Below are 25,523 nucleotides of genomic sequence, written 5' to 3'. Positions count from 1 at the left end.
TTTTGCTATGGCAAAGCTTCCTTTGTTCATACGAAGGAGAGTCAAACATTGAAGAAGTTATTAGAAATATGGATATCAAAACAAAAGATAGCTCCTTTATTATATATTTCTATCTCTTTTACGATTATTATTCCAGTTATTTTAACATCATATTTTTCGGTGAGATCGTATCATGATGAATTAATTAGTAATGTAATGGAACGTTCCTTTCAAACATTAGAACAAGTTTCACACACAATTGATAACGTTGCCAAACAATTTATTTATACAGTTGCAGCGATTGCGAATGATGAAACTATTTTAAAAAATGCAACATTGTTACATGAAACAAAAGATTCAACTTTACAACGCGAATATAGTGAAATATTACAAGAGAAAATTTCCAGCTTTTTTCATTATACTTCAGATGTAGTGTCAGCAAAGTTACTTTATCACAATGGGGATTCGTTTACTTATAAGCAACAAATGAGTATTCCAGTTAATATAAGGAATCAAGAGTGGTATCAACGATCCGTGTCAAATCCCAAAAAAGTAATGTTTTATGGGCAACAAAAAAGTAGTGAGTTTTTCGGTGGAAATCATCACTATTTATCTACTGTAGTAGCGCCTACAGAGCTCTATTCCACTTATCAAGTGGCAGCTATGGTTTTTCTGTTTCAGGATAATAAGATTCAGTCCGTTCTACAATCTAGAGTACAATCTGCTGAACAGATTATTATTTTGGATGAACACAATTCTATTGTAGCAACGAATAATACGCAGTACTATACGGTAGAGCTTATGAAATTACCACATATGCAACAAGTACAAGAGGCTAACGAAGGATATTTTAAAACAATTATTAATAATGAGGAAGTATTTCTCATATATTTAACGTCTAATTTAGGTTGGAAGTATGTGAAGTTAGTTTCTTATAAAGATGTCACCGGACAAAGTAATCAAATATTTTATCAGACGATGTTAATAATTATTGTAAGCGTATTGATTTTTATTGTTTTGTCATTAATTTGGGTTCGCAGTATTGCCCATCCGATTGAAAGTTTAGTAAAAGAGATGAGGGCAATGAAAAAAGGAAATCTACATAGTAACATAGTTGCATCCGGTCCACTCGAAGTTCATGTTTTGGGTGAAAGTTTTAATAGTATGATTGCACGAATGAAACAGTTAATTAAAGAAAAGGAGGAAAAGGAAACGCAAAAGACACAAGCAGAATTAGCTGCACTACAATCACAGATTAATCCTCATTTTTTAGTGAACACTTTAAATGCTATTAAAATCATGGCAGTTATGTCGAAAGCTGATCATATTAAAGAAATGACAGAAGCTTTAACAAAACTGTTATCCTCAACGTTTAACAGAGGTGGTTTGTATACGAGAGTAGACGAAGAAATTGAGTTGTTACATCATTACATGCATATTATGAAAGTTCGTTATGGCGACACATTTAATTTTACTGTCCACGTACATCCAGAAGCATCCGAATTATTTATTATAAAATTACTAATACAACCACTTTTAGAAAATGCAATTATTCATGGCGTTGCTGGTTATCCAGGTAGAGGAGAAGTATCGTTAACCTTTCATATAGTGAATAAAGAGCTTCATGTCGGAGTGAAAGATAATGGTACAGGTATGGATGGGTTTACTCAGGAAGCTCGTTTAAGAGAACAGCAACTGACCTTTAGCGGTTTAGGATTAACTAATATAGAGAAACGAATTCAGTTACATTATGGAGAACAGTATGGACTAGTTATTCATAGTAGAATCGGGGAAGGTACTAGAATAGTGCTGAGATTGCCTATCCTTAGCGAAAATTTAGATTGACAATATAACGTTCGAGGAGTGCTGAACATTATGCATCGAGTAATGCTTGTAGATGATGAAATTATCGTTCGAGTAGGCATGCGCCAACTCATTCCATGGAGTTCTTATAATGCGGAAATAGTAGCTGAGTCATCTAATGGTCAACAAGCGTTAAAGTTATTGGAACAAGACACTATAGATTTGATATTAGTAGATATTAAAATGCCTACCATGAATGGATTAGAGTTTATGGAAGCGATCCAACATGTAGACCTAGTGAAGCGACCGATTATTATTGTATTAAGCGCATATGCTGAATATGAGTACGTTCGTAAAGCATTTGTATTGGGAGCTGCTGATTATATAGTGAAGGAAGACATTGGAAAACCAGCATCAACTCAAATCATTGCTAATTCACTTGCAAAGCTGGAACAGCGTGACTTATCAAAAGATCAGAATGAAGCCCCTCCTCTTTATTCATTTGAAAGAGAGAAGATACAGTGGTTACGTTCCTATCTAATTGAAAATGAATCGATTGTGAAGATGGAGCATAGTAAATTGGTGAAAGATGCATGGTTTGCTCATTCTTACACTACTCAGCAAGTGGTTATGCTCTTTCATGTGGAACAACTACAGGGTAGTGATGAAGGGGAAGTAGATCAGCACATCAGTAGCTATATTCAGGCTACATTAAAAGAAATAGTACGGCGGTTTGATACAAAGAACTTAGTTATTGATTTGAATTATTCAGACTATGTCATTATTAGTCATATCGGATTTCAATATTCTGCGATGGAAACAAGACAACTTGTAGTGGAGATGGTTAACCAGATAAAAGGACAATTGAAAAATTATATGAATTTAACAGTGAGTGGAGCTGTTTCTGATGTAAGTTCAGGTCACAAAAATTGGAAACGTTTACTTTTAGAGGTGGGAAATCTCATAAAACTTCGCTTTTATGATGGTACTGGTCGGGTGTATTTTTATGAAGATTTACAACGTTTTACTTCAACTGATCCATCTATTAAGTTTAATTGGGAAATAAGAGGATTATTATATAAATTAGAGATGGGCCAATCGTGGGTTGAGGAATGGCGATTGAGTATAAAATCGTTACAGCAATATGGTCAAATAAACCCGGATATTGTGATTAGTAAGTATCGAACGTTATTGTGGGAACTGGAATCACTTTTATATTTGAGAGGATTAAACTGGAGTGACGTATTGGGTGATAGGGAGTCTCCACATGAAGTGCTAGATCAATTATATGATAATACTGCTATATTGTTATGGCTGGAGCAACTGATTAGTACAGTTGAAAAATGTATTGATGCCAAACATCTCATGCCCTCTACTCATCCGGGATTAGTAGAAATGGCATGTAAAATTATGGATAGAGATTACGCTCAACCAATATCATTAGCTCAGATTAGTGAGCAAATCGGGGTAAATGCTAGTTATTTAAGTAAAATATTTTCTAAAGAAACAGGGGAAAATCTAATTGATTATTTAACAAAGAAACGAATTGAAAAAGCAAAGGAATTACTCCAGAGTAAGCTCAAAATCTATGAAGTAGGGGAAAGAGCTGGTTATCATAATCAAACTCATTTTAGTCGTGTATTTAAAAAAAATACTGGATTAACTCCCATTCAATATCGAGATCAGATATATCGAGACCAGCCTTATGAGAAGGATAAGGGAGAATATTTTTATGAAGAAACAGCTAGTGTTATTAATTAATATGCTTGTTTTTTTAGCAATTATATTACAAGGCTGTAGTAACAATGGTGAGATGAAGTTGGTGGAAAATCAACAAGTAACGCTACATATGGCAATGTGGGATGCAAACCAAGATTTCATTGCCTTTATGCATGATAAAGTAGAGGAGTATACTGTAGTTCATCCACGTGTGAAAATTCAATTGGAAACATTTCATAATGATGGTGAATATTTAAAAGCGATGCAAGTGAAATTATCAGCGAATGAATTACCTGATATTTTAGAGTTAAAACCAAATTGGATAGCTTATTTTCAAAAAGAATTACTAGCACTTGATACTTTAGAAGCAACGACTAGAAATCGTTATGCCAAACAATTTGCATTAGATGATAAAGTACTTGCAATACCAGCGGTGTCGTATCCTGAGCTGATGTATTATCATCCGTCTATCTTTGAAGAACTACAATTAAGTGTACCAAATACATGGTCAGAATTTATCCAATTACTACAAACGCTTAAAAGAGAGAGCGGCATTATACCTTATACAATGAGTGGAAAAGATTATTGGGCAACGTACCCATTTAACGAGTTTATGGCTCACTTGTCTTCGAATGAAGAACAATATTTGAATGGAATGGCGATGCAAGATGAACCGTTTGCTCAAGGAACACCATTTTACAATAGTTATAAAAAGATCGAACAATTGTATCAAGCTCAAGTAATGGGAGCTGATCCGTTATCTACAGATTGGGAACAAGCAACAGAACAGTTTTATTCGAAGGAAGCAGCGATTATAGGAGGGGGCTTGTGGTTTTTATCTAATTATGAAAGTAATGTAGGACATACAGATGATTTGGAAGCATTTCCATTACCTTATAGGGAAAGTGAAGCAGAACCGTTACGTATTATGACTTTTGTTGATCACTTTTATGGTATTAATAAACTTACTAAATATGAAGAAGAAGCGAAGCTGTTTTTAGAGTGGTTTTATAGTCCAGAAGTATATCAAACATATTTAACGCAAGCTCAATTAGATTCCACCTTTTATGATGTACAAGCAGAAATACCTTTTTTGCAAAAATTTCATGAAAAATTTTCTGAAGTTTCTCCTTTCTATTATGTTCCGGGTGGAACAGAGTATGCAGCGCTTGTCGATGCTATTCAGTTAGATTATAAAAAAATTGGCCAAGAGATGTTGGCCAATCGTGATTTGGATGAAATTGTTAATGGATTGAATATGAAGTGGGCGAAAGCACGTAAGCAACTACAAATATCCAAAGAACGCGGACGATATATTATATCCCCATGAACAGAGTTTAAAATAGTTTTTCTGCTTTAATTTATTGCGTTGCTAGTCGTTTTAATTTTCGCTTCACTTGTGAGGGATACATTTGCAATGTGCCTTTGAATTCCATCGCATTTGTTAATGCTTCGCTCACGTTTATTTCACCATATCCAAAGTAGTCGTCTTTGCCTGGGTTGCCCAAGTCAATGGAGGTATTCCGAATAATGTTCATTACTTCTTCATTACTTAGGTCAGGATTTACAGAGCGGATAAGTCCTGCTAATGCGGAGACATGCGGTGTAGCCATAGATGTCCCCGAGAGCGCTGCATATTGATGTCCTGGATAAGTACTGGCAATACTTTCTCCCGGCGCTGCAACGTCGATATAGTCTCCGTAATTGGAAAATGGAGCGCGCTCTTTTTGACTGTTGGTAGCAGCGACGGCAAACACTTCAGGATAAGCTGCAGGATACCCGGGACGAACGGTATTGTCATTGCCACTAGCGGCAATTAAAACGACATCCTGCGCATAAGCGTACTTAATGGCATCGTGTAAAAATTGTGAGTTAGCGTAATTACCTAAACTCATATTGATTACTTTTGCACCTTGATCTACAGCCCAGATGACTCCTTGTGCTACAGAATAGGAGGAGCCTGCTCCACTATCATCTAACACTTTGATTGGCATAATTTTGTTATACCACGAAACACCAGCCACTCCTTCCTTGTTATTGACGGTAGCGCCAATGATGCCAGCGACATGTGTGCCATGCCCAACATTGTCTGTTGGATTTTTACTGTTATCGATCATATTCGCTCCACTTACCAGTCTTCCGATTAAATCAGGGTGAGTTGCTTCAACTCCTGTGTCTAGTACAGCAACAATGACCCCTTCATTACCTTTCGTAATGTTCCAGCCTTTTTCTGTGGCAATAGATGGCAGATTCCATTGATAGGTGGAGTAAAGCACATCATTTGGGATGATTGTTTCTGTATTTACTTCGTCTTGTTGTTGATTCGTCATATAGAGAAAGTTTGGTTCAGTGTAAATGGGTTGCCATTTCGATTGAAAGTATTCCATTAACTGTTTTGCTTCTAAATGATTGGAGCGAAATATATATGTTTGGTCTAATTGTTGAAGGATAGTACCGTCAATTTCATCTTGAATGAGTTGTAACTGTTCACTCGATAACTTTTGTTCGAAACGGACGACTACATCGCGAATATGATAGTGACTAGCGGCTCCGTTATCTTCTCCATCTGATACTGTAATATCAACGGTGGAATTAGGAGCAACAGATTTAATTCGATAATTGCCTTCCGCAGGATAGGGGATTAATCGTAAATTTTTCTGCTGTTGTAATTCTACCGTCTTCATAACATCTTGTTTCACTACAGCAATAGCTCCGCCATCTTTACCGGAATGATCGGGTGTAGCAACTACACTGAAAATACTTCCTTTGTCACAAGTGAATTTTGGGGAGCGATAGGACTCGGAAAGTTGTAACTTTTCTTTTGCTAAAGTGATATAATGTTGCACACTTCCATCATTTGTCGGAGGGAAGTGGCCTTGAACGATATTTTTTGATGCAGATGTAAGGGAAATATAGACAAGATAGGGATGTTGTTTCATCAGTTTGTTTATGGCTGTTAACGTATTTTTTTCGGAGTGATCTGTAACGTTTTGAAGTAAAATACCTAAATCTTTGTCTGTTTCTGCCTGCATAAATTGCATCGTTGCCGTTACATCTTGTTCGATTAACGATTGTTTGATATGTTTTTCTTTTTCTGCGTCAACGGATAACCGTGCTTGTTCTAAGTTGTTTTGTAGCTGTTTGTTTTCTTGTTCCGCAACATTATATCTTCCAAGTCCGGGAATAATAAGCGCGATAAGGATTAATACGGTTATACTTGCAATCCAACTTTTGTGCAAACTAATCCACCTCCAATGAATAGACTGATTTGATGTCTTCGTTATGATTTGCTTCATGATATTCATTTTATACCTGCCATACTATTGAAGAAATGATCGAAAAAAGATTGGATTTTTGTTATTCTATAAATAAGGTGGTTTATTGAAACGTTGTTAACGTGATGTGATGCCAAGGAAGAGCTATCAGCTGGAGGGAATTATAATGTTATCGGCAAATATTAGAGCGATTACAGAATTGACACAAAAACATTTGCAATCGGTAGTTACCATAGTAGAACCATTTTTAAATGAAACTAATTTATCCATGTTAACTGCACACGATTCATCGGAACAAGCAGTTGTTTATTATAAAGGTATTTTATCGGATTTGCGTCATTTACTCGTATTTACGGAAGTTAATTTGGAAAAAATATGGCTTATTCTACATCGCCAACAAGTAAAAGATGAACAAGCGAATAAAGTGCTTTATGAAGTGTATCATCAAGTCGTTAATTTGTTCTTTTATCCTACTCACGAGAGTTATACGGAAGATGGACGTTATGCATACTCTGGTCAAGATGCGATTAGATTTCGTTATAAACCGGATAAGCAAGTCCGTCAACGTATACTGCATTTAGCAAAGCTTTTTGAAGAATTACGAGACGAGTTAGCTTATTATGAAAGCGATTATTTATCTGAACGACGAATGCAGCTACAAAAATAGGAAGCATGAATTACCTCCAATCGGGAAAACATGATACTGGAGGTGAGCGATATGCCACACGGCGTTACTTGTAGAGTATCTAATTGTAATTTTTGGGAAAACGGGAATAAGTGTAATGCGAAAGAAATTATGATTGAATTAGACAATAATGTGTCTCATAACGTCCATGAAGAGTTTGCTGAAGATGAGTTTGGAAAACTAAATTCGATGGACGATCACGCTTCACAATCTTCGGCTACATGCTGTTTAACATTCCAACCAAAGGAGTAGTTGCACATGGAGCAAGGAAATGAAGATAGGAAAAAAGATATACAGTTAGAAGATGTAAAGGAAGAATTTGCTGCCGACTTTGCCTATAGCGATCCTAACGTATATGCTCGAAGCGAAGCAGGGCGTCATATAAGTGAAGTGGATATGCTCACTTCAACTCATGATGATGTAGAGTTAGAAGCGAGATCAAGCAGTAATTTAATATCTTTTACAGGAATCGTATTTGCAGTAGCTTCATGGTTTATATGGCCTATATTAATGGCAATAGCTGCAATCGTACTTGGATTTTTAGCTTATTCTAATGAAAATAAAAAGTGGAGTAGTACGGCTATAGGGTTGGGTACAGTAACTATTATTTATCAGTTTATTATCGTACCTATTTACTACTCCATACTTTAAAACAAATGTGATGCGAAAAGAGGTTGCCATTGGATGATGGCAGCCTCTTTTTGCTGCTCCTGCGAATAATATATATGGTATACTAAACAAGTAATATTTGTATAATGAATGATGGTTGAATTAACGGGGTGGAGAAATGAATATAGTTGAGATGAAAGATATTATTTGGGATAGAGAAGAAAAAACAGTGTTAAAAAATGTGAATTGGACGATTAAAAAAGGAGAACATTGGTGTTTACTTGGTCTTAATGGTTCAGGAAAAACAACGATGTTGAATATGATTAATGGCTATATATGGCCAACCAGTGGCAGTGTCTCCGTACTTGGTCATCGCTTTGGAGAGTATGATCTGCGCGAGCTACGCAAACGAATAGGCTGGGTTAGTACTTCTTTACACGAACGTTTATACTATAACGACAATGCACTTAGTATCGTATTAAGTGGGAAATTCGCTTCAATTGGAGTGTATGATGAAATCCAGGAAGCAGATGAAAATAAAGCAATTACTATTTTAAAACAATTAGGGTGCGAGCAATTGATTGCTAGAAAGTACGGGACATTTTCTCAGGGTGAAAAACAAAGAGTGCTTATCGCGAGAGCGTTGATGAATGATCCGGAGCTGCTTATTTTGGATGAGCCTTGTACGGGACTTGATTTGTTTGCAAGAGAACAGGTGTTGGCAATGATTGAACAATTAGCAACAATTGAAGAAGCTCCTACGTTAATATATGTAACACATCATGTGGAAGAAATATTACCTTGCTTTAATAAAACATTACTAGTAAAAGATGGTATGGTTTTCGCTGAAGGGAATACGAGCCAAATTTTAAATAGTCACACATTAAGCCAGTTTTTTGAAGTACCTGTTCATATTGAGCAGCGTAGCCGTAGAAATTGGTTGGAGGTTGTAAATTAACAATGTCTTTCGAATTACATTCATCGTTAAAATCTCGGCGAACTTGGAAAGAATACGTTCGCGATGCTTATCGTATGAAGTATGATCGAGATAGGTCTACTAGTCGTTTCTTATTAGGAAGTTTATTTATTTTTAATTTTATAGCTTGGATAGTAGCCAGTAGAGGTGTGCCTACGGGTTTAGGAATCTGGTTGGATTCCATTATCGCTGCTACATTAAATGTCATCTTACTAGTTATTGCAATACCTATCCTTAGCTTTTTTATGTCACTTATACAATTACCAGTAGCACGAAAATTATTTTCTTTAGTTATTATTACGTTTATTCAAATGATCTTTATACTACAGTTTGCTGAATTAGATCGCAGGGTTTCTTATCTGGTTGCTGGAGCTTATATCGCTATAGCATTGTTGTTAGGTAGTTGGCTACTACATGTATGGCGTAAGTGGCGAATATCTAACGTGGTAAAACTGCTGGCAACGTTAATCCCGGCTGTGATCATTGGCGTTGTAATAATGATAAGTACATCTTGGCCGGTGTCTAATAACAACTATTGGCTGAAACAAAAAGAGTTGTTTTCTACGGTGAGTGATGCGGATGTAGCAGATATTGCGGTTAAAGATGGATCACTATTGGAGCAAGGTTGGCATGAGCTGATTAATCCTAGCTTAATACAACAATATAATGTTACCACTTTTAGTTATGGAAATGGTACAGACAAACATCGTTCCTCGTTTGGAAAACAAGTGGACTATCTTTCTCCATCGGTAAACGCCGAACAGTATATTTCCAAGTGGCCAAAGCTTAAACAACTATTTTGGGGTTTTTCCCCACAAGAGCTTCCGTTAAATGGTACAGTATGGATGCCAGAAGGTGCTGACGATGCATCTTTTCCAATAGCGCTCATCGTACATGGTAACCATTTGATGGAGGATTTTTCAGATGGTGGTTATCACTATTTAGGTGAAATGTTGGCGAAGCAAGGAATAATCGCTATTTCAGTGGATCAAAATTTTCTAAACTATTCTTCTTGGTCAGGTATCGTTGACAATGATATGTTAATGCGTGCGTGGCTCTTATTACAGCATATTCAGCAATTGGGGATTTGGAATAGCGATGATAGCCATCCTTTATATGACAAGTTTGATTTGTCATCTATCGCATTAATCGGTCATTCTCGTGGCGGTCAAGCAGCTGCGATGGCAGCTGATCCAGAGCGGTTTTTTGACGATGATGCGATGTTGCCTGACAAAGAAGATTATCAAATTAAAGCAGTTGTAGCTATGGCACCTACCGATAAAAAGGTGGAGGATCAATTTGCTGACTTGGATAATGTTTTTTATTTGACATTGCAAGGAGCGAGAGATGCTGACGTTAATAATTTCTATGGGGAACGGCAATACGCTCGAACGATGTTGGAGACGAGTGAGCGGTTTAAAGCTGCGTTATATATTGCTGATGCTAACCATAGTCAATTCAATACTGATTGGGGAAAATTTGACGAACGATTACCGGGCGGATTGTTTTTGAATCGGTCCAATATGTTGACTGCAGAGGAGCAACAGCAAATTGCAAAAGTTTATATTGCTGCTTTTTTACAGGCAGCTTTATTTGAAAACTTTACATACACTCCTTTATTTCAAAATTATGAAAATGGGTTACAGTGGTTACCGGACACCGGTTATATTAGTCGATATGAAAATGGCAGTACGATACCGATTGCAAGAGAAAATGGATTGATTGAAAAAAGTTATGCTATCGGAATGTCTGAATGGGATGAAAGTACGTATGCTATTAATCGGGATGGGAACAGTAAACAGCAAGAAGCGATTGAATTAAGTTGGGAAAAAGCTGGTGCGGAATATAATATGATATTAACGGATCAAGCGGCGGAACAGTTGGAAGATAGCGCAGCAGACAGTATTATATTTTCTTTGGCGGTAGATCCGCTCATTATGGATGAACAAACGACAGATGAAGTGAATATGGACCGTAGTAAAACCCAAGTAAATGTTACTGACGAGCATCTTGATAAAGAAAGTATAGATGGGCTTCAAGATGATGTGCAACAGGGAGAACTGGAAGTGCCTCAATTAGAAATAGAAGTGGAGACAGACGAAGGTGAAATTTTGCAATTACTAGTTAATGATGTTACTTCTATAGAAGCACCCGTTCATACCCAGTTCACTAAATTTACATGGTTAGAAAATCGTATTAAAAAAAATAAATATAAACAATCGGCAGAGGCTATCTTTCAAACGGTGATTGTGCCGTTAAATTATTTTTCTTCGTTAAATAAACAACACGATAGTAAGTGGGAGAAACAACTCAATCCAGCACAAATTAGTAAAATTTCATTCCGCTTTGCAAGTGAAGCTGGAAAAGTGTTTTTAGCAGACATTGGATATACGAACAGGGAGGAAGCCAATGAAAAGCAATTCTGATGAAATAATATTGGATGAACAACAAAATGCGTCCAATACAGATTGGATAAAAGAGCAAGACAGAGTCGAAATGGTAACGAAATTACTGCAAAGATTGATTGCTGAACGTGTGGATGAAGCTGGTTTTATTAAAGAAGATATTGTAGCTATCCGTCGTCATTTTTGGGACGATGTAACGGTTAATTTTGAAGATGCAGCGGAAACAGCAGAAACATTAGCCAGCATGAAACAACAAGCGGAAGTACTATCGGAACGGGAACGTAGCCACCGGCATATGGAGAAACAACTTAAAACGTATCAAAGACTTGTTGACTCGCCTTACTTCGGTAGAGTGGATTTTGTAGAAGATGGCGATCCTGCTGGTGCAGAAGCGATTTATTTAGGTGTTGGATCTCTGTACGATGAACAATCAGGGGAATATCTCGTTTATGACTGGCGCGCACCCATTTCCAGTTTATATTATGATTATGGCCCAGGGGCAGTTCTATACAAAACACCTGAAACTACTATTCAAGGAGAAATGACTTTAAAGCGGCAATATATCATCCAACAATCGCAAATTAAAAGTATGTTTGACGCTGGTGTAACGATCGGTGATGAGATGCTACAGCAAGTGTTGGGTAAAAATGCTAGTGCAAAGATGAAATCCATCGTCGCTACCATTCAACAAGAGCAAAACAAAATAATTCGTAATGAACAAGCACGGTTGCTCGTAGTGGAAGGTGCTGCTGGCAGCGGAAAAACTTCAGCGGCACTACAGCGTGCAGCATATTTGTTATATAGACATCGGGGTCATTTGGCAGCTGATCAAATTGTGTTTTTCTCACCGAATCCGATATTTAATAGCTATATTGCAACGGTGTTGCCGGAGCTTGGTGAAGAAAATGTGGAGCAAACGACGTATCAGCAATATTTGGAGCATCGTTTTGCAAGACAATATACGGTTATTGATTTGTTTAGCCAAATGGAGTATGCCTTAACAGCGCATCAAGAAGTGGGCTATGATGACATTATGGAAATGGTAGCGTACAAATCAAGTTATGCGTTTATGCAACGAATTAACGACTATGTAGACGACCGTAGTAAGCAAGGAATGCTATTTCGAGCAATTAAATTTCGGGGTGAAGTAATTATTTCGAAAGAGTATATTGCGGAGCAGTTTTATGCTTTAGATCCCACGATATCGATTGCTAATCGTTTGAAGCTTCTCGTTACACAGTTATTGAAACAAATAACACAAATAGCGAAAGAAGAAAGAAAAAAGAGTTGGGTAGATGAAGAGCTGGAGCTGCTAGATCCCGATGAATATTCCGAAGCTTATGAAAAATTGCAAAACAAAGGAAGTTATCAAAGTCAGTCCTTTGACGACTTTAATAGCGAACGTGATTATTTGGCGACGCGTATCGTTTCACGTTATTTCAAAAAAACACGACGTTTAATAAAAATGTTGCGATTTGTTCATATTGATGCGATGTATCGACAGTTATTACAACAGTGTAATTTCTCAGATTATGCTTTACAACATACGTTAACTAATATGAACCAGCGAATGATACCGTATGAAGATGCGACCGCATATTTGTATTTTAAAGAAAAATTGACAGGTTTTCATACAAATACGTTAATTAAACATGTTTTTATAGATGAAGCGCAAGATTATTCTGTTTTTCAGTTTCATTATTTAAAACGAATATTTCCTAACAGTAAATGGACGGTACTCGGCGATCCGAATCAAACAATTTATATGCACAGTCACCACCATAGTGAGTTAGACGCACTAGCATCTTTGTTTGATGAGCAACATTCAGAGAGGATACGTTTATCGAAAAGTTACCGTTCAACGCATGAAATTGTGACGTTTACTAGCAAAATTATTGGCGCAGAGCAGCTCGTAGAACCGTTTGATCGACATGGTCCTGAGCCACAAATAATGCAAGTAGAGCAAGGGCAATTGCTAGATGATATCGTGCGAACTGTCCAGCAGATGCAACAAGCAGCTCATACTTCTATTGCGATAATCGGTAAAACAGCTGAAGAATCGAAGCAACTATACGAACAGTTATTACCGCAGTTGCCTTCGTTAACATTAATAGATAAAGAAACAGCATCATTCGATAAAGGAATAGCTGTCATTCCTGTATATTTGGCAAAAGGTGTAGAGTTTGATACAGTTATCGTTCATAATGCATCGGCTGAATATTACTCAAAGGAAGCAGATAAGTGGCTGTTCTATACAGCTTGTACGAGAGCTATGCATGAATTGAGTATTTTTTATACTGGTACAAAAACACCATTTATGCCAATGTAAATCAAATTGGTATGCAAAATATTTATTATAAAAAATTATGACAATACCCGAAAATGTTTTACTCTAGCATCGGCATGATAGCGGCTACTGTTTCCGGCAAGTACAGTAGCCGCTGTGCTTGCAGCCAAAATGCGAACAAATCCAACCTGTATTTTATCCTGTTGTAAAGTACGATGAAATTGGTTGTTTTCCGGTGGTACGTAAGTGTCAATAGATGGCATCGTTGATTGGAAGAAGGGGAATTGAGAAAAATCTACCTCCATCTGAGCTGCGCTATCTAATTTTTGTTGAACAGCAAGTGCGCGAGTCGTTGCATTACTCGTATGACGATCACCTACTTGGAAAGTAGCAGCTGAAGCAATGCTAGTAATATCGATTCCACCGATGAGAGCAGAACGTGTAGTTAACGGGTCATGTCTACTATTCAACGTGAAACTCCTCACTTTCTGTTGTGAAATGACTATCTCTAATGGGTGGAAGGGGAGCAAGCGGTTTTACGATGACTGATTCGGGTGGTGTGTCAAACATAGCATACAAATTGATTTGTTCCGTATCACCTATTTGAAACAATGACGAACTAGAAATACCAAATAAATCAACGCGACCTACGGATAGTTGGTCGTTTGTTACATAGAAATGTTGCATAGCAATCACCTTCGGTTCTCTATATTTAATTGTTACCAGCTATTTGTTCAAAATAACGCATTAAAGCTTGCTTACTATCATCAATCGTTTTTTGTAATACTTGCTCATGGAGATGTTGCTCGGAACTATCGTTAGGTTGTTTTGCACTAATCGTTTCCATGTAATAGCGTGTTCGACCTTCAAGTTGCTGCGCTATATCTTTGGTAAGTAGTTGGCGATGATGCGGATCAAGTGCTATTTTATAATGTTGTTCAAGCCCCTGAATAATTCGGGGGCTTTCTTGTTGCCAATAATGTTGGACTCGTTCATCGATTGCTCCAATCGTTCTACTCTCTTGTTTTTTACTGTTAGCATGCGGTGGAGCTGTGTTCAGTTTTTTCGGTAGTACGATTTGATCAATCATTGGTGCTTGTTCTGTCGGAGTGAAAGGAGAAGTCATCCCAATATTTAATGTACCATCTAGTTGCTCTACTTTCAGTTGGTCAAAGCGGTATTCGATATTCTCGATTGTATATTGTGGTTTGTTTTCTGCTTGATTTAATCGTTCTTCCATCGTTATTAATTGCTGCTGTAGTGTATTGATCGTTTGTTCCATTTCTCCTATTTTTAGTTGTACTTGATTAGCCCACGACTGCCAAGGTGACGGTTGTTCTCCTTTATACATAGAAAAAAATCTCCTTTCACAGCATGTCTATTGGGGATTAGGTAAAGGGACGAAGGAAAATGGGCTGCTATCACCAACTTCAGGTGCAGGGCCAGTAAATCCGCCAGTATTGTATAACTGTGATACGCCGCGGATCGAACCGGCACTGCCTATTTGTACGACGGAACTATTAGAGACATTATTAATTTTAAACGTATGAATACTTATTTGTTGATAGACGGTTAGACTCATGCGACGTTTACTCCTTCAGCGCTAGTATTATCTTGCACATCGGGATCTATAGAATTCGTAGCATTCACACCAGTATTGGAATTGGCTAAAGTACCTGTCAAAAATGATCCGGAACCAGCGTAACTTTTTGAGTTACTTTGTGGGGATACTTCCAGCGCATCTCCAAATTGGACGATAGAACTAGATCCAACACTTATTATTTTAACAAAGCCGACAATTGCAGGCATTGTCTTTCACCACCTTTTTTAATTGAAAAATGATGCAGTGTTCTGTTTTATTGTATGCGCAAAAAGCCTATACGTTACAGGTTGAAGCTACGATTACTAGACGAATTATATACGTTGTAGCGAGTCGAATCTGTTGCGCATAAACTAGGCAGTAGTAGGTAAGTAGCGATAAAATGAAGGAAGTGAATGGTATGAGTTTCAAATGGACAGATTTGGAAAAATGGTTAGAACTCCAAAAGTTACCGGATGATTTTGCCAAATTACGTGAGCCTGGCTGGATTGAACAATTTGTACGAAATATAATGGAACAAACGATGCCTGAAACGACTAGAGCGTTTATGAATGAAGTGGATGTAGCTATTTTGAACGAAGATAACTATATATATTTATCCTTTAAACTACCAGACGAAACGGATGTGCGAAAATTAAAGTTTTATGTGCGAGAAGATCGAGTGAAAATTAGTGGATTTCCCAATGGAAAGTCAAAAGAAGTGAAATTACCGGAGCTTGTACGTACAAAGAACGTATTGTCTTCTCGAAAAGATGATATTATTAAATTAAGATTACAAAAACGTACACCAGCGAAAGCGTGGACGGAGCATAATTTTCGTTCTTAGTGTGCGAAATACAAAATACTGTGCGATATTTGTCACTTAGTATATATTGACTAGCTGGATTAACCCTGATTTTTGTCTTATAATGGCTAGTAAAGCGTTTAATTTGCTGTAGAGGAGTGTCTGGGTTGTCCCTAGTTAATATTAGCGATGTGTCGCTGCCATTCTTTGTTACCGCTGCGATATTTATTTTACTTACATTCGGTTCGTTCAGCTTGGGTGTATTGCGTATGTTTCAGCAACGATTCAAAACGGGCTGGATTTTTATTGCGGTTGGAATTATTAGTTTGATTGCTTTTGCTATTGTCATTAATGTCTTTTTTACGAAGTGAAGCTGATACTTAGAGTAGACGGTACGAGTGAAATACAACAAAAATATTTGTTGGGGGACTTACATTGTTTTGGACAGCGGTATGGTTTATTGTCAATATTATATTCGTAATTTCGTTTATATTATTTTTGTTTCGTCAGCGTGCCTTCAGTTTAGCTAAAATGGAAGGCGCTGAAGAAGAGAAGCTGCGGAAGCTACATCGTTGGAGTAAATTATCCGGTGCAGCTAGCATTTTATTGTTTTTGGCGACAACTGTTATTTTTTTAGTGAATATGAAAGTGAATGGATAAGGCTCTCATTGACGAGAGTCTTTTTTTTAGGCATGATGGTAGTAGAAACTGAATGTTGGAGGAATAAATATGCATACCGTAGACGAAATTGTAGAAATAATGGCTAGTCAAGGTTTAAGAATTACGGATCAACGTAAAACTTTGGCTCGTCTGTTTGCAGATACTGCTGGTTATTTGACTCCAAAAGCCATTTATGAATATATGGGAAAAAGTTATTCTGGACTAAGTTTTGATACGGTATATCGAAATTTACGTGTAATGGAAGAACTAGGTGTACTAGAGCAAGTGATGTTTGAAGATGGCGTGAAATTTAAATTGCATTGCAAAGGTCATGATCATCATCACCATATGATTTGTTTGCAGTGCGGTCATACACTTCCCGTTACATTTTGTCCAATGAATGAATTGGATGTACCAGAGAAGTTTCAAGTTGTGAAACATAAATTCGAGGTTTTTGGATATTGTGAACAATGTGGTGCGCAAACTGGGGATGAAGCTTCTAAAGGTAAACTGTAATGATGAAGCGAATCGTATTAGCCCCGATCCATTTTTATCGTAAATTCATTTCACCATTGAAACCTCCCACTTGCCGGTTTTATCCGACTTGTTCGACGTATGCGCTGGAAGCGATTGAAAAACATGGGGCAGCGAAAGGGAGTTATATGGCAGCGGCACGTATTGCGAAATGCCATCCCTTTCATCCCGGTGGTTATGATCCTGTGCCTGATCCGGTGAAAAAACACGATAAGATGGAGAGGACTTGACAAAGGTAAACAATATTCGTTATAGTATAGCCATTCATATCATTATGCCGATGAACGGAAGAGTACGATTGTAGCGCCGTTATAGAGAGCCGGGAAAGGTGAAAGCCGGTACGGGAATACAAACGGAAGATGGCCCGGGAGGTACTTTTATCGAGTTGCTTGTCAGACAAGTTATAAGATTAAAGCGTGAAGCTAGCGATAATAGCTTATTCATCTAACACAGAGATGAAACACGAAGCGACTGCTTGTACAGTAATTGTAGACGAGCAATCGGAATTTGGGTGGTACCACGTAAGCGACAAGCTTTCGTCCCATACAGGACGGAGGCTTTTTTTGTGTTTTTTTGTAGATAATAATGAAAATGGAGTGGTCAACATGTCTGAAAAAAAGTCGTTTTATTTAACAACACCTATTTATTACCCCAGTGATAAGCTACATATTGGTCATGCTTATACAACGGTAGCTGGAGATGCGATTACGAGATATAAAAGATTGCGCGGATACGATGTTTGGTATTTGACAGGAACAGATGAACACGGTCAAAAAATTGAACGAAAAGCACAAGAAGTGGGGAAAACACCACAGCAGTTTGTCGATGATATTGTAGTAGGAATTAAAAGTTTATGGGAAAAGTTAGACATTTCATATGATGACTTTATAAGAACGACAGAAGATCGCCATAAAGTTGTAGTAGAGCAAATCTTTGATCGATTGTTAGCGCAAGACGATATCTATAAAGGGACATATGAAGGATGGTACTGTACACCTTGTGAATCTTTCTTCTTGGAACGACAGCTTCAAAATGGTAATTGCCCTGACTGTAATCGTCCGGTAGAACATGTGAAAGAAGAAAGTTATTTTTTCAGAATGAGTAAATATGCAGATCGCCTGTTAGCGTATTATGAACAACATCCGCAATTTATTCAGCCTGAATCGCGTAAAAACGAAATGATTAACAATTTTATTAAACCAGGATTAGAAGATTTGGCTGTATCGCGAACAACTTTTGAATGGGGAATTAAAGTAAAAGGTGATTCGAAGCATGTTGTATATGTATGGATCGATGCTTTAACCAATTATATTACAGCACTCGGTTACAACCTGGATCAGCCAGGGGAACAATTTAAAAAATACTGGCCAGCTAATGTCCATCTGGTGGGCAAAGAAATTGTACGTTTCCATACGATTTATTGGCCAATTATGTTAATGGCACTCGATATACCATTACCTGAAAAAGTATTTGCACATGGTTGGTTATTAACGCGAGATGGGAAAATGTCCAAATCAAAAGGAAATGTAATTGATCCGGTTGTTTTGATTGATCGGTACGGCTTAGATAGTTTGCGTTACTACTTATTGCGCGAAGTTCCATTCGGTGCTGATGGCGCATTTACTCCAGAAGGTTTCGTGGAACGGATTAATTTTGACCTAGCTAATGATCTTGGTAACTTGTTAAACCGAACAGTGGCTATGGTAGATAAATATTTTGATGGTGAAATTCCAGCGTACGAAGGAACGGTTACTCCGTTCGATGCTGCTTTGCAACAAAGTGCGAAACAATCGATTGAGCAATTAGAGCAAGCGTTAGAAAATATGGAATTTTCGGTTGCATTGTCGAGTCTATGGCAATTAGTAAGTCGTTCTAACAAATATATCGATGAAACTCAGCCATGGGTACTAGCAAAAGACGAGCAACAAAAAGGGCAGCTAGCTTCTGTTATGTATCATTTGGCAGAAACGCTGCGCATTATATCGATTGCGCTTCAACCATTTATGACGCAAGCACCACGAAAAATATGGGAGCAACTTGGTATTGCAGAAGGGCAAGCTACTTCTTGGGATAGTATCGCAACCTTTGGAGGGCTACCAGCTGGTTCAAAAGTGAGCAAACAACAACCACTATTCCCAAGACTGGATATGGAAGAAGAGACAGCCTTTATTGTATCTTCTATGCGAGGTGGTGTTGCACCGACAGCTGAGCCAGTAGAAACAGATACAGCAGCAACTACTATTTCTGATGAGCCAGTAGAACAAAAAGAGGAAATTACAATTGATGAGTTTGCTAAAGTGGAGTTGCGAGTAGCAGAAGTTATTGCAGCAGAACCAGTTGCTAAAGCGAATAAATTATTGAAGTTACAGCTTGATCTTGGTTTTGAAAAGCGACAAGTAGTTTCTGGTATTGCTCAATACTACACACCAGAACAACTAGTTGGGCAAAAAGTGATTTGTGTAACGAACTTAAAACCAGTAAAATTACGTGGTGAGCTATCACAAGGAATGATTTTGGCTGCTTCCACTGATGATCAATTAACGATAGCGACTGTTCCGGTAAGTATGCCAAATGGTGCTATTGTAAAATAAGAAATAATATGTTGAGGGTGAAAACATGCGATGCTGCAAAGTGTTGCATGTTTTTAGTTTTCGTATAAAAAGGTTATTGACAACATGAAAAAGCAGGCGTATACTTCTAAACGTAATAGTTACGATTACTAATAAGCGTGATGGGGGAAGTCAACAATGGGAAACAAACATCGTTTTACTCGAATATCAAAGCAGAAGATAGCAGCCTTATTGCTAGCGCTAATGATGGTTAGTGCCGCATGTTCTAATAATGATTTATCAACAGTGCAACCAGAGGCTACAACAACATCGACAGCGACAACAGCAGAGCCAGTAGAAAGTGAAGAGCAACAAGCGATTGATACATTGTCGGTAGTAACTAGTTTTTATCCATTATATTTTTTGGCAACTGAAATTGGTGGCGAGCATGTCCAAGTGACTAATTTAATACCAACTGGAGTAGAACCGCATGATTGGGCTCCCAAAAGTAAAGAGGTCAAAAAATTGACTGATGCAGCCTTGTTTCTGTACCATGGGGTCGGACTAGAGGGCTGGGTGGATAGTTTTATTCGGGGATTGCCGCAGCAGAGTACCGTTCAAATTAAACAGATGAGCGAAGGTATTACTTTAATAGACGGTGATGTAAGTGAAGGTGAAGCAGATCATGGACATGATCATGGTGAGGATACGGGTAATTCGCATACCCACGCGATTGATCCACATACATGGGTTAGTCCAAAATCGGTCATTCAGTTAGCGGAAAATGTTAAAAATAGTTTAGTAGAAGTTGATCCAGCACACCAAGCAGATTATGAAAAAAACTATAAAGTACTGCAAGAAAAACTACAAGCAATGGATCAACGTTACGAAGAAGAGCTAGGAAAAGTATCAAAACGTCATATTGTTGTATCACATCAAGCGTTTGCCTACTTAGCTCGGGATTATAATTTAGTTCAAAAGTCTATTATGGGGTTAAATCCAGAAGCAGAGCCACTCGCTCAAGATATACTTCGAATTGCAAAGTTTGTAAAGGAAGAAAACGTGCAATATATATTTTTTGAAGAATTGATTTCTGATGATTTGGCACAGATGTTAGCCGCAGAAGCGGGAGCAAAAACAATGGTACTTCATCCGCTTGAAGGACTAACTAAAAAACAAGAAAAAGAAGGTGAAAACTTTTTGACGTTAATGGAACGTAACTTGCATAATTTGACACAAGCATTACAATAGTAAATGGTACAAGAAGTCTTTATGGAGCTGGAAATGTTTCATTGTTAAGTCGCGGAGGTGAATGTTGTGAATATGCATATACAAAATAATACAGTAAAAAAAGATTGCCATCAACCTATCATCGCTGTAAATAACATTTCTTTTTCATATGAGCAAAAACCAGTCATGCAAAATGTTAGTTTTACAGTAAAAGAGCGTGATTTTATTGGGTTGATTGGAAGTAATGGCGCAGGAAAAACAACATTGCTTCGAATTTTAGTTGGGTTGCTCAAGCCGCAAAGCGGTCAAGTAGAATTGTTTGGAGAACCGATACAAAAATTTAAACAGTGGGAAAAAATTGGATACGTTCCACAAAAAAATAATTTGAATCCATTGTTCCCTGCGACAGTAAAGGAAGTTGTTCTATCAGGACTTGGTAAAGCGACAAAGCGGACAGCCTATAATCAAGAGAAATGTCACGATGCTTTGCTTGCAATGGATATCGTTGATTTAGCAAACAAAAAAATCGGTGAATTGTCCGGTGGTCAACAGCAACGAGTGTTTTTGGCAAGAGCGCTGATCAATAATCCGGCATTACTTATTTTGGATGAACCTACGGTTGGAATAGATGCTGAAACGCAACAAAGCTTTTTTCATATGATCAAACATATGCATCAACATCATCAGATGACCTTTTTGATGGTATCGCATGATATGGATATGATTCGCAGCTATTTGGGCGATGAACCGGTTAGTCAAGCTGGTAAAATTAAATTTTATATTCGACATTCGCATGATACACAAAATTGTGTAGCTGAAGATTTGGCACATAGTTTACAAAATTTAAGATTGCGAATGGATAGAGAGAAAGAGGTCTAACATGCTAGAAATTTTAACGACAGACTTTTTTCAACGAGCACTGCTTGGCGGACTTCTTATTGGAATTACTGCCCCGTTAATGGGAATGTTTTTAGTGTTAAGACGTTTATCTATGATTGGTGATACACTGTCCCATGTAGCAATCGCTGGTGTAGCGTTAGGCTTCATATTAGGAGTCTATCCGATAGCGATGGGACTTGTGTTTGCGATAATTGCTTCTTTTGCAATTGAGCGTTTACGTAAAGCATACAAAAGTTACGCGGAACTTTCACTAGCTATTATTATGTCTGGTGGTATAGGACTGGCCTCGATCTTATTTACGTCTGGTAAAGGGATGCAAATGAATGTTAGTAGCTACTTGTTTGGTTATATTTATACGTTAAATAAAATGGACTTAATTGTAATTGCTATTGTTACTATAGTCGTACTTGTTGCAATTGGTACACAGTTCAAAAAATTGTTTCTGATTACATTTGATGAAGAGGCTGCTGCTGTAAGTGGCTTGCCAGTATCATTCTACAATGTTATGATTAGCGTGCTAACTGCACTTGTGATAAGTGTCTCCATCAAAATCGTTGGTGCACTACTCGTTTCGGCATTACTCGTCATTCCAGCGGCGAGCAGTTTGCTCGTTGCCCGTAGTTTTAAGCAGGCGATTGTGCTAGCTGTTTTGATCGGTGAAATAGCTGTAGTAGGTGGATTATCGGTTGCAGGAATATGGAATTTAGCACCGGGAGGTACAATAGTATTATTGTTAATAGCTATGCTATTGATTTTATTGACTGTTCGTAAAGGCTTCCGGCTATCAAAGTAAATCGATAAGAGGTGAATCAGTTGGAAGCTAACATTACAATATGGATAGCTCTAGGCGCAGGGTTCGCATCATTTATATCACCTTGCGTTTTGCCGCTTTATCCATCGTACTTATCGTACATAACAGGTGTATCTGTAACAGAATTAAAGAAAAATCAAATGCCCGGAAAACAACGATTGCTTATGATGTCGCATACACTAGTCTTTTTACTAGGCTTTAGTACAGTCTATTATGCACTTGGATTAGGGGCAAACATGTTTGCGGAATTCATGTATGATTATCGTGATGTTATTAGGCAAGGATCTGCTATACTTATTGTACTTATGGGGTTATTTCTGCTCGGAATATTCAAACCAAGCTTATTAATGAAGGATAGTCGACGGAGCATTATTCCGAACAAAGTAAGTTATCCGGGTTCTTTTATATTTGGATTAGGATTTTCAGCAGGATGGACACCTTGTACTGGACCAGCGCTAGCTGCTATATTAGCATTATCGGCATCAGAGCCTGGTACATGGTTTAAATTGACGACAGCATATGCGATCGGTTTCGCACTTCCTTTTTTAATTTTAGCTTTTTTTATCGGACCATCTCGTTGGATATTGAAGTATTCTCCCTATGTGATGAAAATTGGTGGAGGATTGATGGTACTGATGGGAATATTATTGTTCTCGGATCAGATGTTACAAATTACAATTTGGTTAAACGGAGTAACGCCCGACTGGCTGAAATTTTAATTGAAATATAAGATGTTTGCTGCAATGGCAAGTAGACGCGATTAGGAGGTTTTACATTGCCTACTCCGAGTATGGAAGATTATTTGGAAAGAATTTATAAGTTAATCGAGGAAAAAGGTTATGCTAGAGTTTCTGATATTGCAGAAGGATTGGAAGTTCACCCTTCATCAGTAACCAAAATGATCCAAAAGTTAGACAAAGATAGTTATTTGATCTATGAAAAGTATCGTGGACTCGTCTTAACGACCAAAGGGAAGAAGATGGGGAAACGTTTAATGGAACGCCATCATCTGTTAGAATCGTTTTTAGAAACTATCGGAGTGCAAGAAGAAAATATTTATGCGGATGTTGAAGGAATCGAACATCATTTAAGTTGGGATTCCATTACCTGTATAGAAGCATTAGTGCAATATTTTGAAAGTGATCCATCGCGATTAGAAAATCTGCGGGCTATACGTGCCGAAATGGAAAGCGATTAGCTGTAATATAAAAAGCCGTCAGCTTGATTAATTAGGATTTCTCCTAACTGTAGTCAAGGTGACGGCTTTTATGTTGCTTCTGTACTTTCTCAGTGATATTTTGGTGTATCATCATCGTCTTTATTGCCATCAATTACTCGAAAAGGAACCTTTTTTGAACGTGTTCGTTTTTCTTTGTTTGTAGTTTTTGGTGGCGAGTAGTACGTTTGTTGTCCACGTGTGGAAGTATTCTTTTTACGCCACGTTTCGGGTGGGTATTTGTATAGTAAAAATATACCTCCTAAAATAACAATCGGTATTACAAAGGCAACAAAATTATTTTTTAAGCTTACAATAAATCCAACTATAGTTAAGAATAGTACGACAATAGCTACGCCATTAACCGTTTTAGGTCTTCTCACGATGGATGCACCTTCTTAAGAATAATTACTTTGTAGTTTGTTTGATGTTACAGCTTCAGCTTCATTGGCCAGTTGTACATCTAATTCTTGCATTTTTTTGAATGAAGCAATGGAAACAGCTACTTGATCGTTGTTTGGTTCTTTTGTTGTAAGTAATTGTAACCATAAACCAGGATAACCAAGGTAACGAAGAATTGGAACATTACGCACTGCATTCGTTATACGCAATACTTCATAGGATATTCCTAGTACGACTGGTAGAAGTAATACACGAATGTAAACTCGCTTCCAGATTGAATCGCCCCAATCGAAAATAGGCATAGAGTAAAGAATAATACCAACAATTACAGTGAAAATAATAAAACTTGAACCACAACGATAATGAAGACGACTATACTTTTGCACATTATCGACAGTTAATTCTTCGCCCGCTTCATAGGCGCTTATTACTTTATGCTCGGCACCATGATATTGAAACAGACGTTTAATAATTGGAGTCATGGACATAAAGTATAAGTACACAAGTAAAAAAACAAGTTTGATTAAGCCTTCGATTAAGTTGTGAACGACAGGATGGAACATGTTATTGAACAACAATTGTTCCACTGCTGCTGGAGCAGCCGTAAAGATCAGTTTTCCAAAAACGAAGGAAAGAACACCGATAGCTGCAACACTTAGTACCATTCCTGCACTCCAGCCACTTTTTTCTTTCTCGTCTTTTTGTTTCTGTTTTGCTCGTTCTTCTTCTGTCATGTCATCATATTCATCTTCAGCATATTGTTCCGAAGAAAAATTCAAATGTTGCGAACCTTTGGCACTCGATTCAACTAATCCGACAACTCCTCTTAAAAAAGGAATTTTCTTTAGTGATTGCACCCAAGGCTTAGAAGTACGGGGTACATGATAATAGACAATTTCGTTGTTTTTTCGTCTGACGGCAGTAACGTTCACATGTTTCCCTTGAAACATAACTCCTTCGATTACCGCTTGTCCGCCATAAACCGCTCGCGAATCTTGTGACAAATGAAGCTCACCTTCCTATATATAGCATCTTTAATACTACTATTGTACTTTATTCCAGCCATAATTGCCAACGCGCTTAGATAGGTTAGTTTTAC

The 25,523-nt window shown here is 37.6% G+C and carries 28 protein-coding genes; 20 read left to right on the top strand and 8 right to left on the bottom strand.

Annotated features, from left to right (window positions below; translation table 11 throughout):
- The first annotated feature begins 48 nt into the window (after positions 1-48).
- The 3 genes from ACFSTH_RS05045 to ACFSTH_RS05035 are packed head-to-tail and all read left to right on the top strand — an operon-like array spanning position 49 to position 4,831.
- Entirely contained in the window at positions 49-1,824 is a 1,776-nt protein-coding gene (locus tag ACFSTH_RS05045) for a cache domain-containing sensor histidine kinase (RefSeq protein ID WP_377771930.1), read from the top strand.
- A 30-nt stretch (positions 1,825-1,854) separates the two neighbouring features.
- Positions 1,855-3,543: a response regulator transcription factor gene (locus tag ACFSTH_RS05040; RefSeq protein ID WP_377771928.1), complete on the top strand. Its 1,689-nt coding sequence runs from the start codon at positions 1,855-1,857 to the stop codon at positions 3,541-3,543.
- A complete protein-coding gene (locus tag ACFSTH_RS05035) occupies positions 3,515-4,831 on the top strand; it encodes an ABC transporter substrate-binding protein (RefSeq protein ID WP_377771926.1) in 1,317 nt (438 codons plus the stop codon). The genes ACFSTH_RS05040 and ACFSTH_RS05035 overlap by 29 nt, the downstream gene beginning before the upstream one ends.
- A gap of 31 nt (positions 4,832-4,862) precedes the next feature.
- On the opposite strand, the gene ACFSTH_RS05030 is transcribed toward ACFSTH_RS05035, so the two are convergent.
- Positions 4,863-6,740: a S8 family peptidase gene (locus ACFSTH_RS05030; RefSeq protein ID WP_377771924.1), complete on the bottom strand. Its 1,878-nt coding sequence runs from the start codon at positions 6,738-6,740 to the stop codon at positions 4,863-4,865.
- Between the two features lie 202 nt (positions 6,741-6,942).
- On the opposite strand from ACFSTH_RS05030, the gene ACFSTH_RS05025 reads away from it, so the two are divergent.
- From ACFSTH_RS05025 to helD, 6 genes are all read left to right on the top strand, one after another.
- The gene (locus tag ACFSTH_RS05025) at positions 6,943-7,443 is read left to right on the top strand and encodes a DUF3907 family protein (RefSeq protein ID WP_377771922.1); all 501 of its coding nucleotides are present in this window, start codon (positions 6,943-6,945) and stop codon (positions 7,441-7,443) included.
- Between the two features lie 51 nt (positions 7,444-7,494).
- Positions 7,495-7,713, top strand: a complete 219-nt coding sequence (locus tag ACFSTH_RS05020; protein WP_377771920.1) for a DUF1540 domain-containing protein — start codon at positions 7,495-7,497, stop codon at positions 7,711-7,713.
- Positions 7,714-7,719: 6 nt separating this feature from the next.
- Positions 7,720-8,112: a hypothetical protein gene (locus ACFSTH_RS05015; RefSeq protein ID WP_377771918.1), complete on the top strand. Its 393-nt coding sequence runs from the start codon at positions 7,720-7,722 to the stop codon at positions 8,110-8,112.
- 136 nt (positions 8,113-8,248) lie between these two features.
- Positions 8,249-9,028, top strand: coding sequence for an ABC transporter ATP-binding protein (locus ACFSTH_RS05010; protein ID WP_377771916.1), 780 nt, complete (start codon positions 8,249-8,251; stop codon positions 9,026-9,028).
- A gap of 2 nt (positions 9,029-9,030) precedes the next feature.
- The gene (locus tag ACFSTH_RS05005; RefSeq protein ID WP_377771914.1) at positions 9,031-11,472 is read left to right on the top strand and encodes a hypothetical protein; all 2,442 of its coding nucleotides are present in this window, start codon (positions 9,031-9,033) and stop codon (positions 11,470-11,472) included.
- Positions 11,456-13,780: an RNA polymerase recycling motor HelD gene (gene helD, locus ACFSTH_RS05000; protein WP_377771912.1), complete on the top strand. Its 2,325-nt coding sequence runs from the start codon at positions 11,456-11,458 to the stop codon at positions 13,778-13,780. The genes ACFSTH_RS05005 and helD overlap by 17 nt, the downstream gene beginning before the upstream one ends.
- Before the next feature lie 35 nt (positions 13,781-13,815).
- Here helD and ACFSTH_RS04995 read toward each other — a convergent pair whose 3' ends face one another.
- From ACFSTH_RS04995 to ACFSTH_RS04975, 5 genes are read right to left on the bottom strand one after another with little or no spacing between them, the layout of a single operon-like run.
- Positions 13,816-14,208, bottom strand: coding sequence for a spore germination protein GerPE (locus ACFSTH_RS04995; RefSeq protein ID WP_377771910.1), 393 nt, complete (start codon positions 14,206-14,208; stop codon positions 13,816-13,818).
- Positions 14,201-14,425, bottom strand: a complete 225-nt coding sequence (locus ACFSTH_RS04990; protein ID WP_377771908.1) for a spore gernimation protein GerPD — start codon at positions 14,423-14,425, stop codon at positions 14,201-14,203. The genes ACFSTH_RS04995 and ACFSTH_RS04990 overlap by 8 nt, the downstream gene beginning before the upstream one ends.
- A 25-nt stretch (positions 14,426-14,450) precedes the next feature.
- Positions 14,451-15,089, bottom strand: coding sequence for a spore germination protein GerPC (gerPC, locus tag ACFSTH_RS04985; protein ID WP_377771906.1), 639 nt, complete (start codon positions 15,087-15,089; stop codon positions 14,451-14,453).
- Positions 15,090-15,116: 27 nt separating this feature from the next.
- Positions 15,117-15,320: a spore germination protein GerPB gene (locus ACFSTH_RS04980; RefSeq protein WP_377771904.1), complete on the bottom strand. Its 204-nt coding sequence runs from the start codon at positions 15,318-15,320 to the stop codon at positions 15,117-15,119.
- Entirely contained in the window at positions 15,317-15,547 is a 231-nt protein-coding gene (locus ACFSTH_RS04975) for a spore germination protein (protein ID WP_377771903.1), read from the bottom strand. The genes ACFSTH_RS04980 and ACFSTH_RS04975 overlap by 4 nt, the downstream gene beginning before the upstream one ends.
- A 191-nt stretch (positions 15,548-15,738) precedes the next feature.
- Between ACFSTH_RS04975 and ACFSTH_RS04970 the strand changes: the two genes are divergently transcribed.
- The 11 genes from ACFSTH_RS04970 to mntR all read left to right on the top strand — a co-directional run bounded on the left by ACFSTH_RS04970 (position 15,739) and on the right by mntR (position 24,004).
- Positions 15,739-16,164 carry a hypothetical protein gene (locus ACFSTH_RS04970; RefSeq protein WP_377771901.1) on the top strand — a complete coding sequence of 142 codons (426 nt, stop codon included), beginning with the start codon at positions 15,739-15,741 and terminating at the stop codon, positions 16,162-16,164.
- Between the two features lie 125 nt (positions 16,165-16,289).
- Positions 16,290-16,493, top strand: a complete 204-nt coding sequence (locus ACFSTH_RS04965) for a hypothetical protein (protein WP_377771899.1) — start codon at positions 16,290-16,292, stop codon at positions 16,491-16,493.
- A gap of 64 nt (positions 16,494-16,557) precedes the next feature.
- On the top strand, positions 16,558-16,782 hold the full coding sequence (locus tag ACFSTH_RS04960; RefSeq protein ID WP_377771897.1) for a hypothetical protein: 225 nt from the start codon (positions 16,558-16,560) through the stop codon (positions 16,780-16,782).
- A 69-nt stretch (positions 16,783-16,851) separates the two neighbouring features.
- Entirely contained in the window at positions 16,852-17,298 is a 447-nt protein-coding gene (locus tag ACFSTH_RS04955; RefSeq protein WP_377771895.1) for a Fur family transcriptional regulator, read from the top strand.
- A gap of 2 nt (positions 17,299-17,300) precedes the next feature.
- Positions 17,301-17,546 (top strand): membrane protein insertion efficiency factor YidD, encoded by a 246-nt coding sequence (gene yidD, locus ACFSTH_RS04950; protein ID WP_377772067.1) that lies wholly within the window; start codon positions 17,301-17,303, stop codon positions 17,544-17,546.
- Between the two features lie 375 nt (positions 17,547-17,921).
- A complete protein-coding gene (metG, locus tag ACFSTH_RS04945; protein ID WP_377771893.1) occupies positions 17,922-19,907 on the top strand; it encodes a methionine--tRNA ligase in 1,986 nt (661 codons plus the stop codon).
- Positions 19,908-20,063: 156 nt separating this feature from the next.
- A complete protein-coding gene (locus tag ACFSTH_RS04940; RefSeq protein WP_377771891.1) occupies positions 20,064-21,116 on the top strand; it encodes a metal ABC transporter solute-binding protein, Zn/Mn family in 1,053 nt (350 codons plus the stop codon).
- Positions 21,117-21,188: 72 nt separating this feature from the next.
- Complete coding sequence (locus ACFSTH_RS04935; RefSeq protein WP_377772065.1) at positions 21,189-21,974, top strand: metal ABC transporter ATP-binding protein; 786 nt, start codon at positions 21,189-21,191, stop codon at positions 21,972-21,974.
- Position 21,975: 1 nt separating this feature from the next.
- Positions 21,976-22,788: a metal ABC transporter permease gene (locus tag ACFSTH_RS04930; RefSeq protein WP_377771889.1), complete on the top strand. Its 813-nt coding sequence runs from the start codon at positions 21,976-21,978 to the stop codon at positions 22,786-22,788.
- 20 nt (positions 22,789-22,808) lie between these two features.
- Complete coding sequence (locus tag ACFSTH_RS04925; RefSeq protein ID WP_377771887.1) at positions 22,809-23,525, top strand: cytochrome c biogenesis CcdA family protein; 717 nt, start codon at positions 22,809-22,811, stop codon at positions 23,523-23,525.
- A gap of 56 nt (positions 23,526-23,581) precedes the next feature.
- Positions 23,582-24,004: a transcriptional regulator MntR gene (gene mntR / locus ACFSTH_RS04920; RefSeq protein ID WP_377771885.1), complete on the top strand. Its 423-nt coding sequence runs from the start codon at positions 23,582-23,584 to the stop codon at positions 24,002-24,004.
- Positions 24,005-24,093: 89 nt separating this feature from the next.
- Here the strand turns inward: mntR and ACFSTH_RS04915 are convergent, their stop codons facing one another.
- Entirely contained in the window at positions 24,094-24,405 is a 312-nt protein-coding gene (locus tag ACFSTH_RS04915; protein ID WP_377771883.1) for a hypothetical protein, read from the bottom strand.
- A gap of 15 nt (positions 24,406-24,420) precedes the next feature.
- Complete coding sequence (locus ACFSTH_RS04910) at positions 24,421-25,428, bottom strand: DUF1385 domain-containing protein (protein ID WP_377771881.1); 1,008 nt, start codon at positions 25,426-25,428, stop codon at positions 24,421-24,423.
- Positions 25,429-25,523: the final 95 nt, after the last annotated feature.

This window comes from Paenibacillus yanchengensis (genome assembly GCF_042684845.1).
GTDB lineage: Bacteria > Bacillota > Bacilli > Paenibacillales > Paenibacillaceae > Pristimantibacillus > Pristimantibacillus yanchengensis.
This window is presented reverse-complemented; position numbering and strand designations above follow the sequence as displayed.

What these genes read in the sequence shown, in the direction of transcription:
- ACFSTH_RS05040 (WP_377771928.1), top strand. Translation starts at nt 1,855, where the DNA reads ATGCATCGAGTAATGCTTGTAGATGATGAAATTATCGTTCGAGTAGGC.
- ACFSTH_RS05035 (WP_377771926.1), top strand. Translation starts at nt 3,515, where the DNA reads ATGAAGAAACAGCTAGTGTTATTAATTAATATGCTTGTTTTTTTAGCA.
- ACFSTH_RS05025 (WP_377771922.1), top strand. Translation starts at nt 6,943, where the DNA reads ATGTTATCGGCAAATATTAGAGCGATTACAGAATTGACACAAAAACAT.
- ACFSTH_RS05020 (WP_377771920.1), top strand. Translation starts at nt 7,495, where the DNA reads ATGCCACACGGCGTTACTTGTAGAGTATCTAATTGTAATTTTTGGGAA.
- ACFSTH_RS05015 (WP_377771918.1), top strand. Translation starts at nt 7,720, where the DNA reads ATGGAGCAAGGAAATGAAGATAGGAAAAAAGATATACAGTTAGAAGAT.
- ACFSTH_RS05010 (WP_377771916.1), top strand. Translation starts at nt 8,249, where the DNA reads ATGAATATAGTTGAGATGAAAGATATTATTTGGGATAGAGAAGAAAAA.
- ACFSTH_RS05005 (WP_377771914.1), top strand. Translation starts at nt 9,031, where the DNA reads ATGTCTTTCGAATTACATTCATCGTTAAAATCTCGGCGAACTTGGAAA.
- helD (WP_377771912.1), top strand. Translation starts at nt 11,456, where the DNA reads ATGAAAAGCAATTCTGATGAAATAATATTGGATGAACAACAAAATGCG.
- ACFSTH_RS04990 (WP_377771908.1), bottom strand. Translation starts at nt 14,425, where the DNA reads ATGCAACATTTCTATGTAACAAACGACCAACTATCCGTAGGTCGCGTT.
- gerPC (WP_377771906.1), bottom strand. Translation starts at nt 15,089, where the DNA reads ATGTATAAAGGAGAACAACCGTCACCTTGGCAGTCGTGGGCTAATCAA.
- ACFSTH_RS04980 (WP_377771904.1), bottom strand. Translation starts at nt 15,320, where the DNA reads ATGAGTCTAACCGTCTATCAACAAATAAGTATTCATACGTTTAAAATT.
- ACFSTH_RS04975 (WP_377771903.1), bottom strand. Translation starts at nt 15,547, where the DNA reads ATGCCTGCAATTGTCGGCTTTGTTAAAATAATAAGTGTTGGATCTAGT.
- ACFSTH_RS04970 (WP_377771901.1), top strand. Translation starts at nt 15,739, where the DNA reads ATGAGTTTCAAATGGACAGATTTGGAAAAATGGTTAGAACTCCAAAAG.
- ACFSTH_RS04955 (WP_377771895.1), top strand. Translation starts at nt 16,852, where the DNA reads ATGCATACCGTAGACGAAATTGTAGAAATAATGGCTAGTCAAGGTTTA.
- yidD (WP_377772067.1), top strand. Translation starts at nt 17,301, where the DNA reads ATGAAGCGAATCGTATTAGCCCCGATCCATTTTTATCGTAAATTCATT.
- metG (WP_377771893.1), top strand. Translation starts at nt 17,922, where the DNA reads ATGTCTGAAAAAAAGTCGTTTTATTTAACAACACCTATTTATTACCCC.
- ACFSTH_RS04940 (WP_377771891.1), top strand. Translation starts at nt 20,064, where the DNA reads ATGGGAAACAAACATCGTTTTACTCGAATATCAAAGCAGAAGATAGCA.
- ACFSTH_RS04935 (WP_377772065.1), top strand. Translation starts at nt 21,189, where the DNA reads ATGCATATACAAAATAATACAGTAAAAAAAGATTGCCATCAACCTATC.
- ACFSTH_RS04930 (WP_377771889.1), top strand. Translation starts at nt 21,976, where the DNA reads ATGCTAGAAATTTTAACGACAGACTTTTTTCAACGAGCACTGCTTGGC.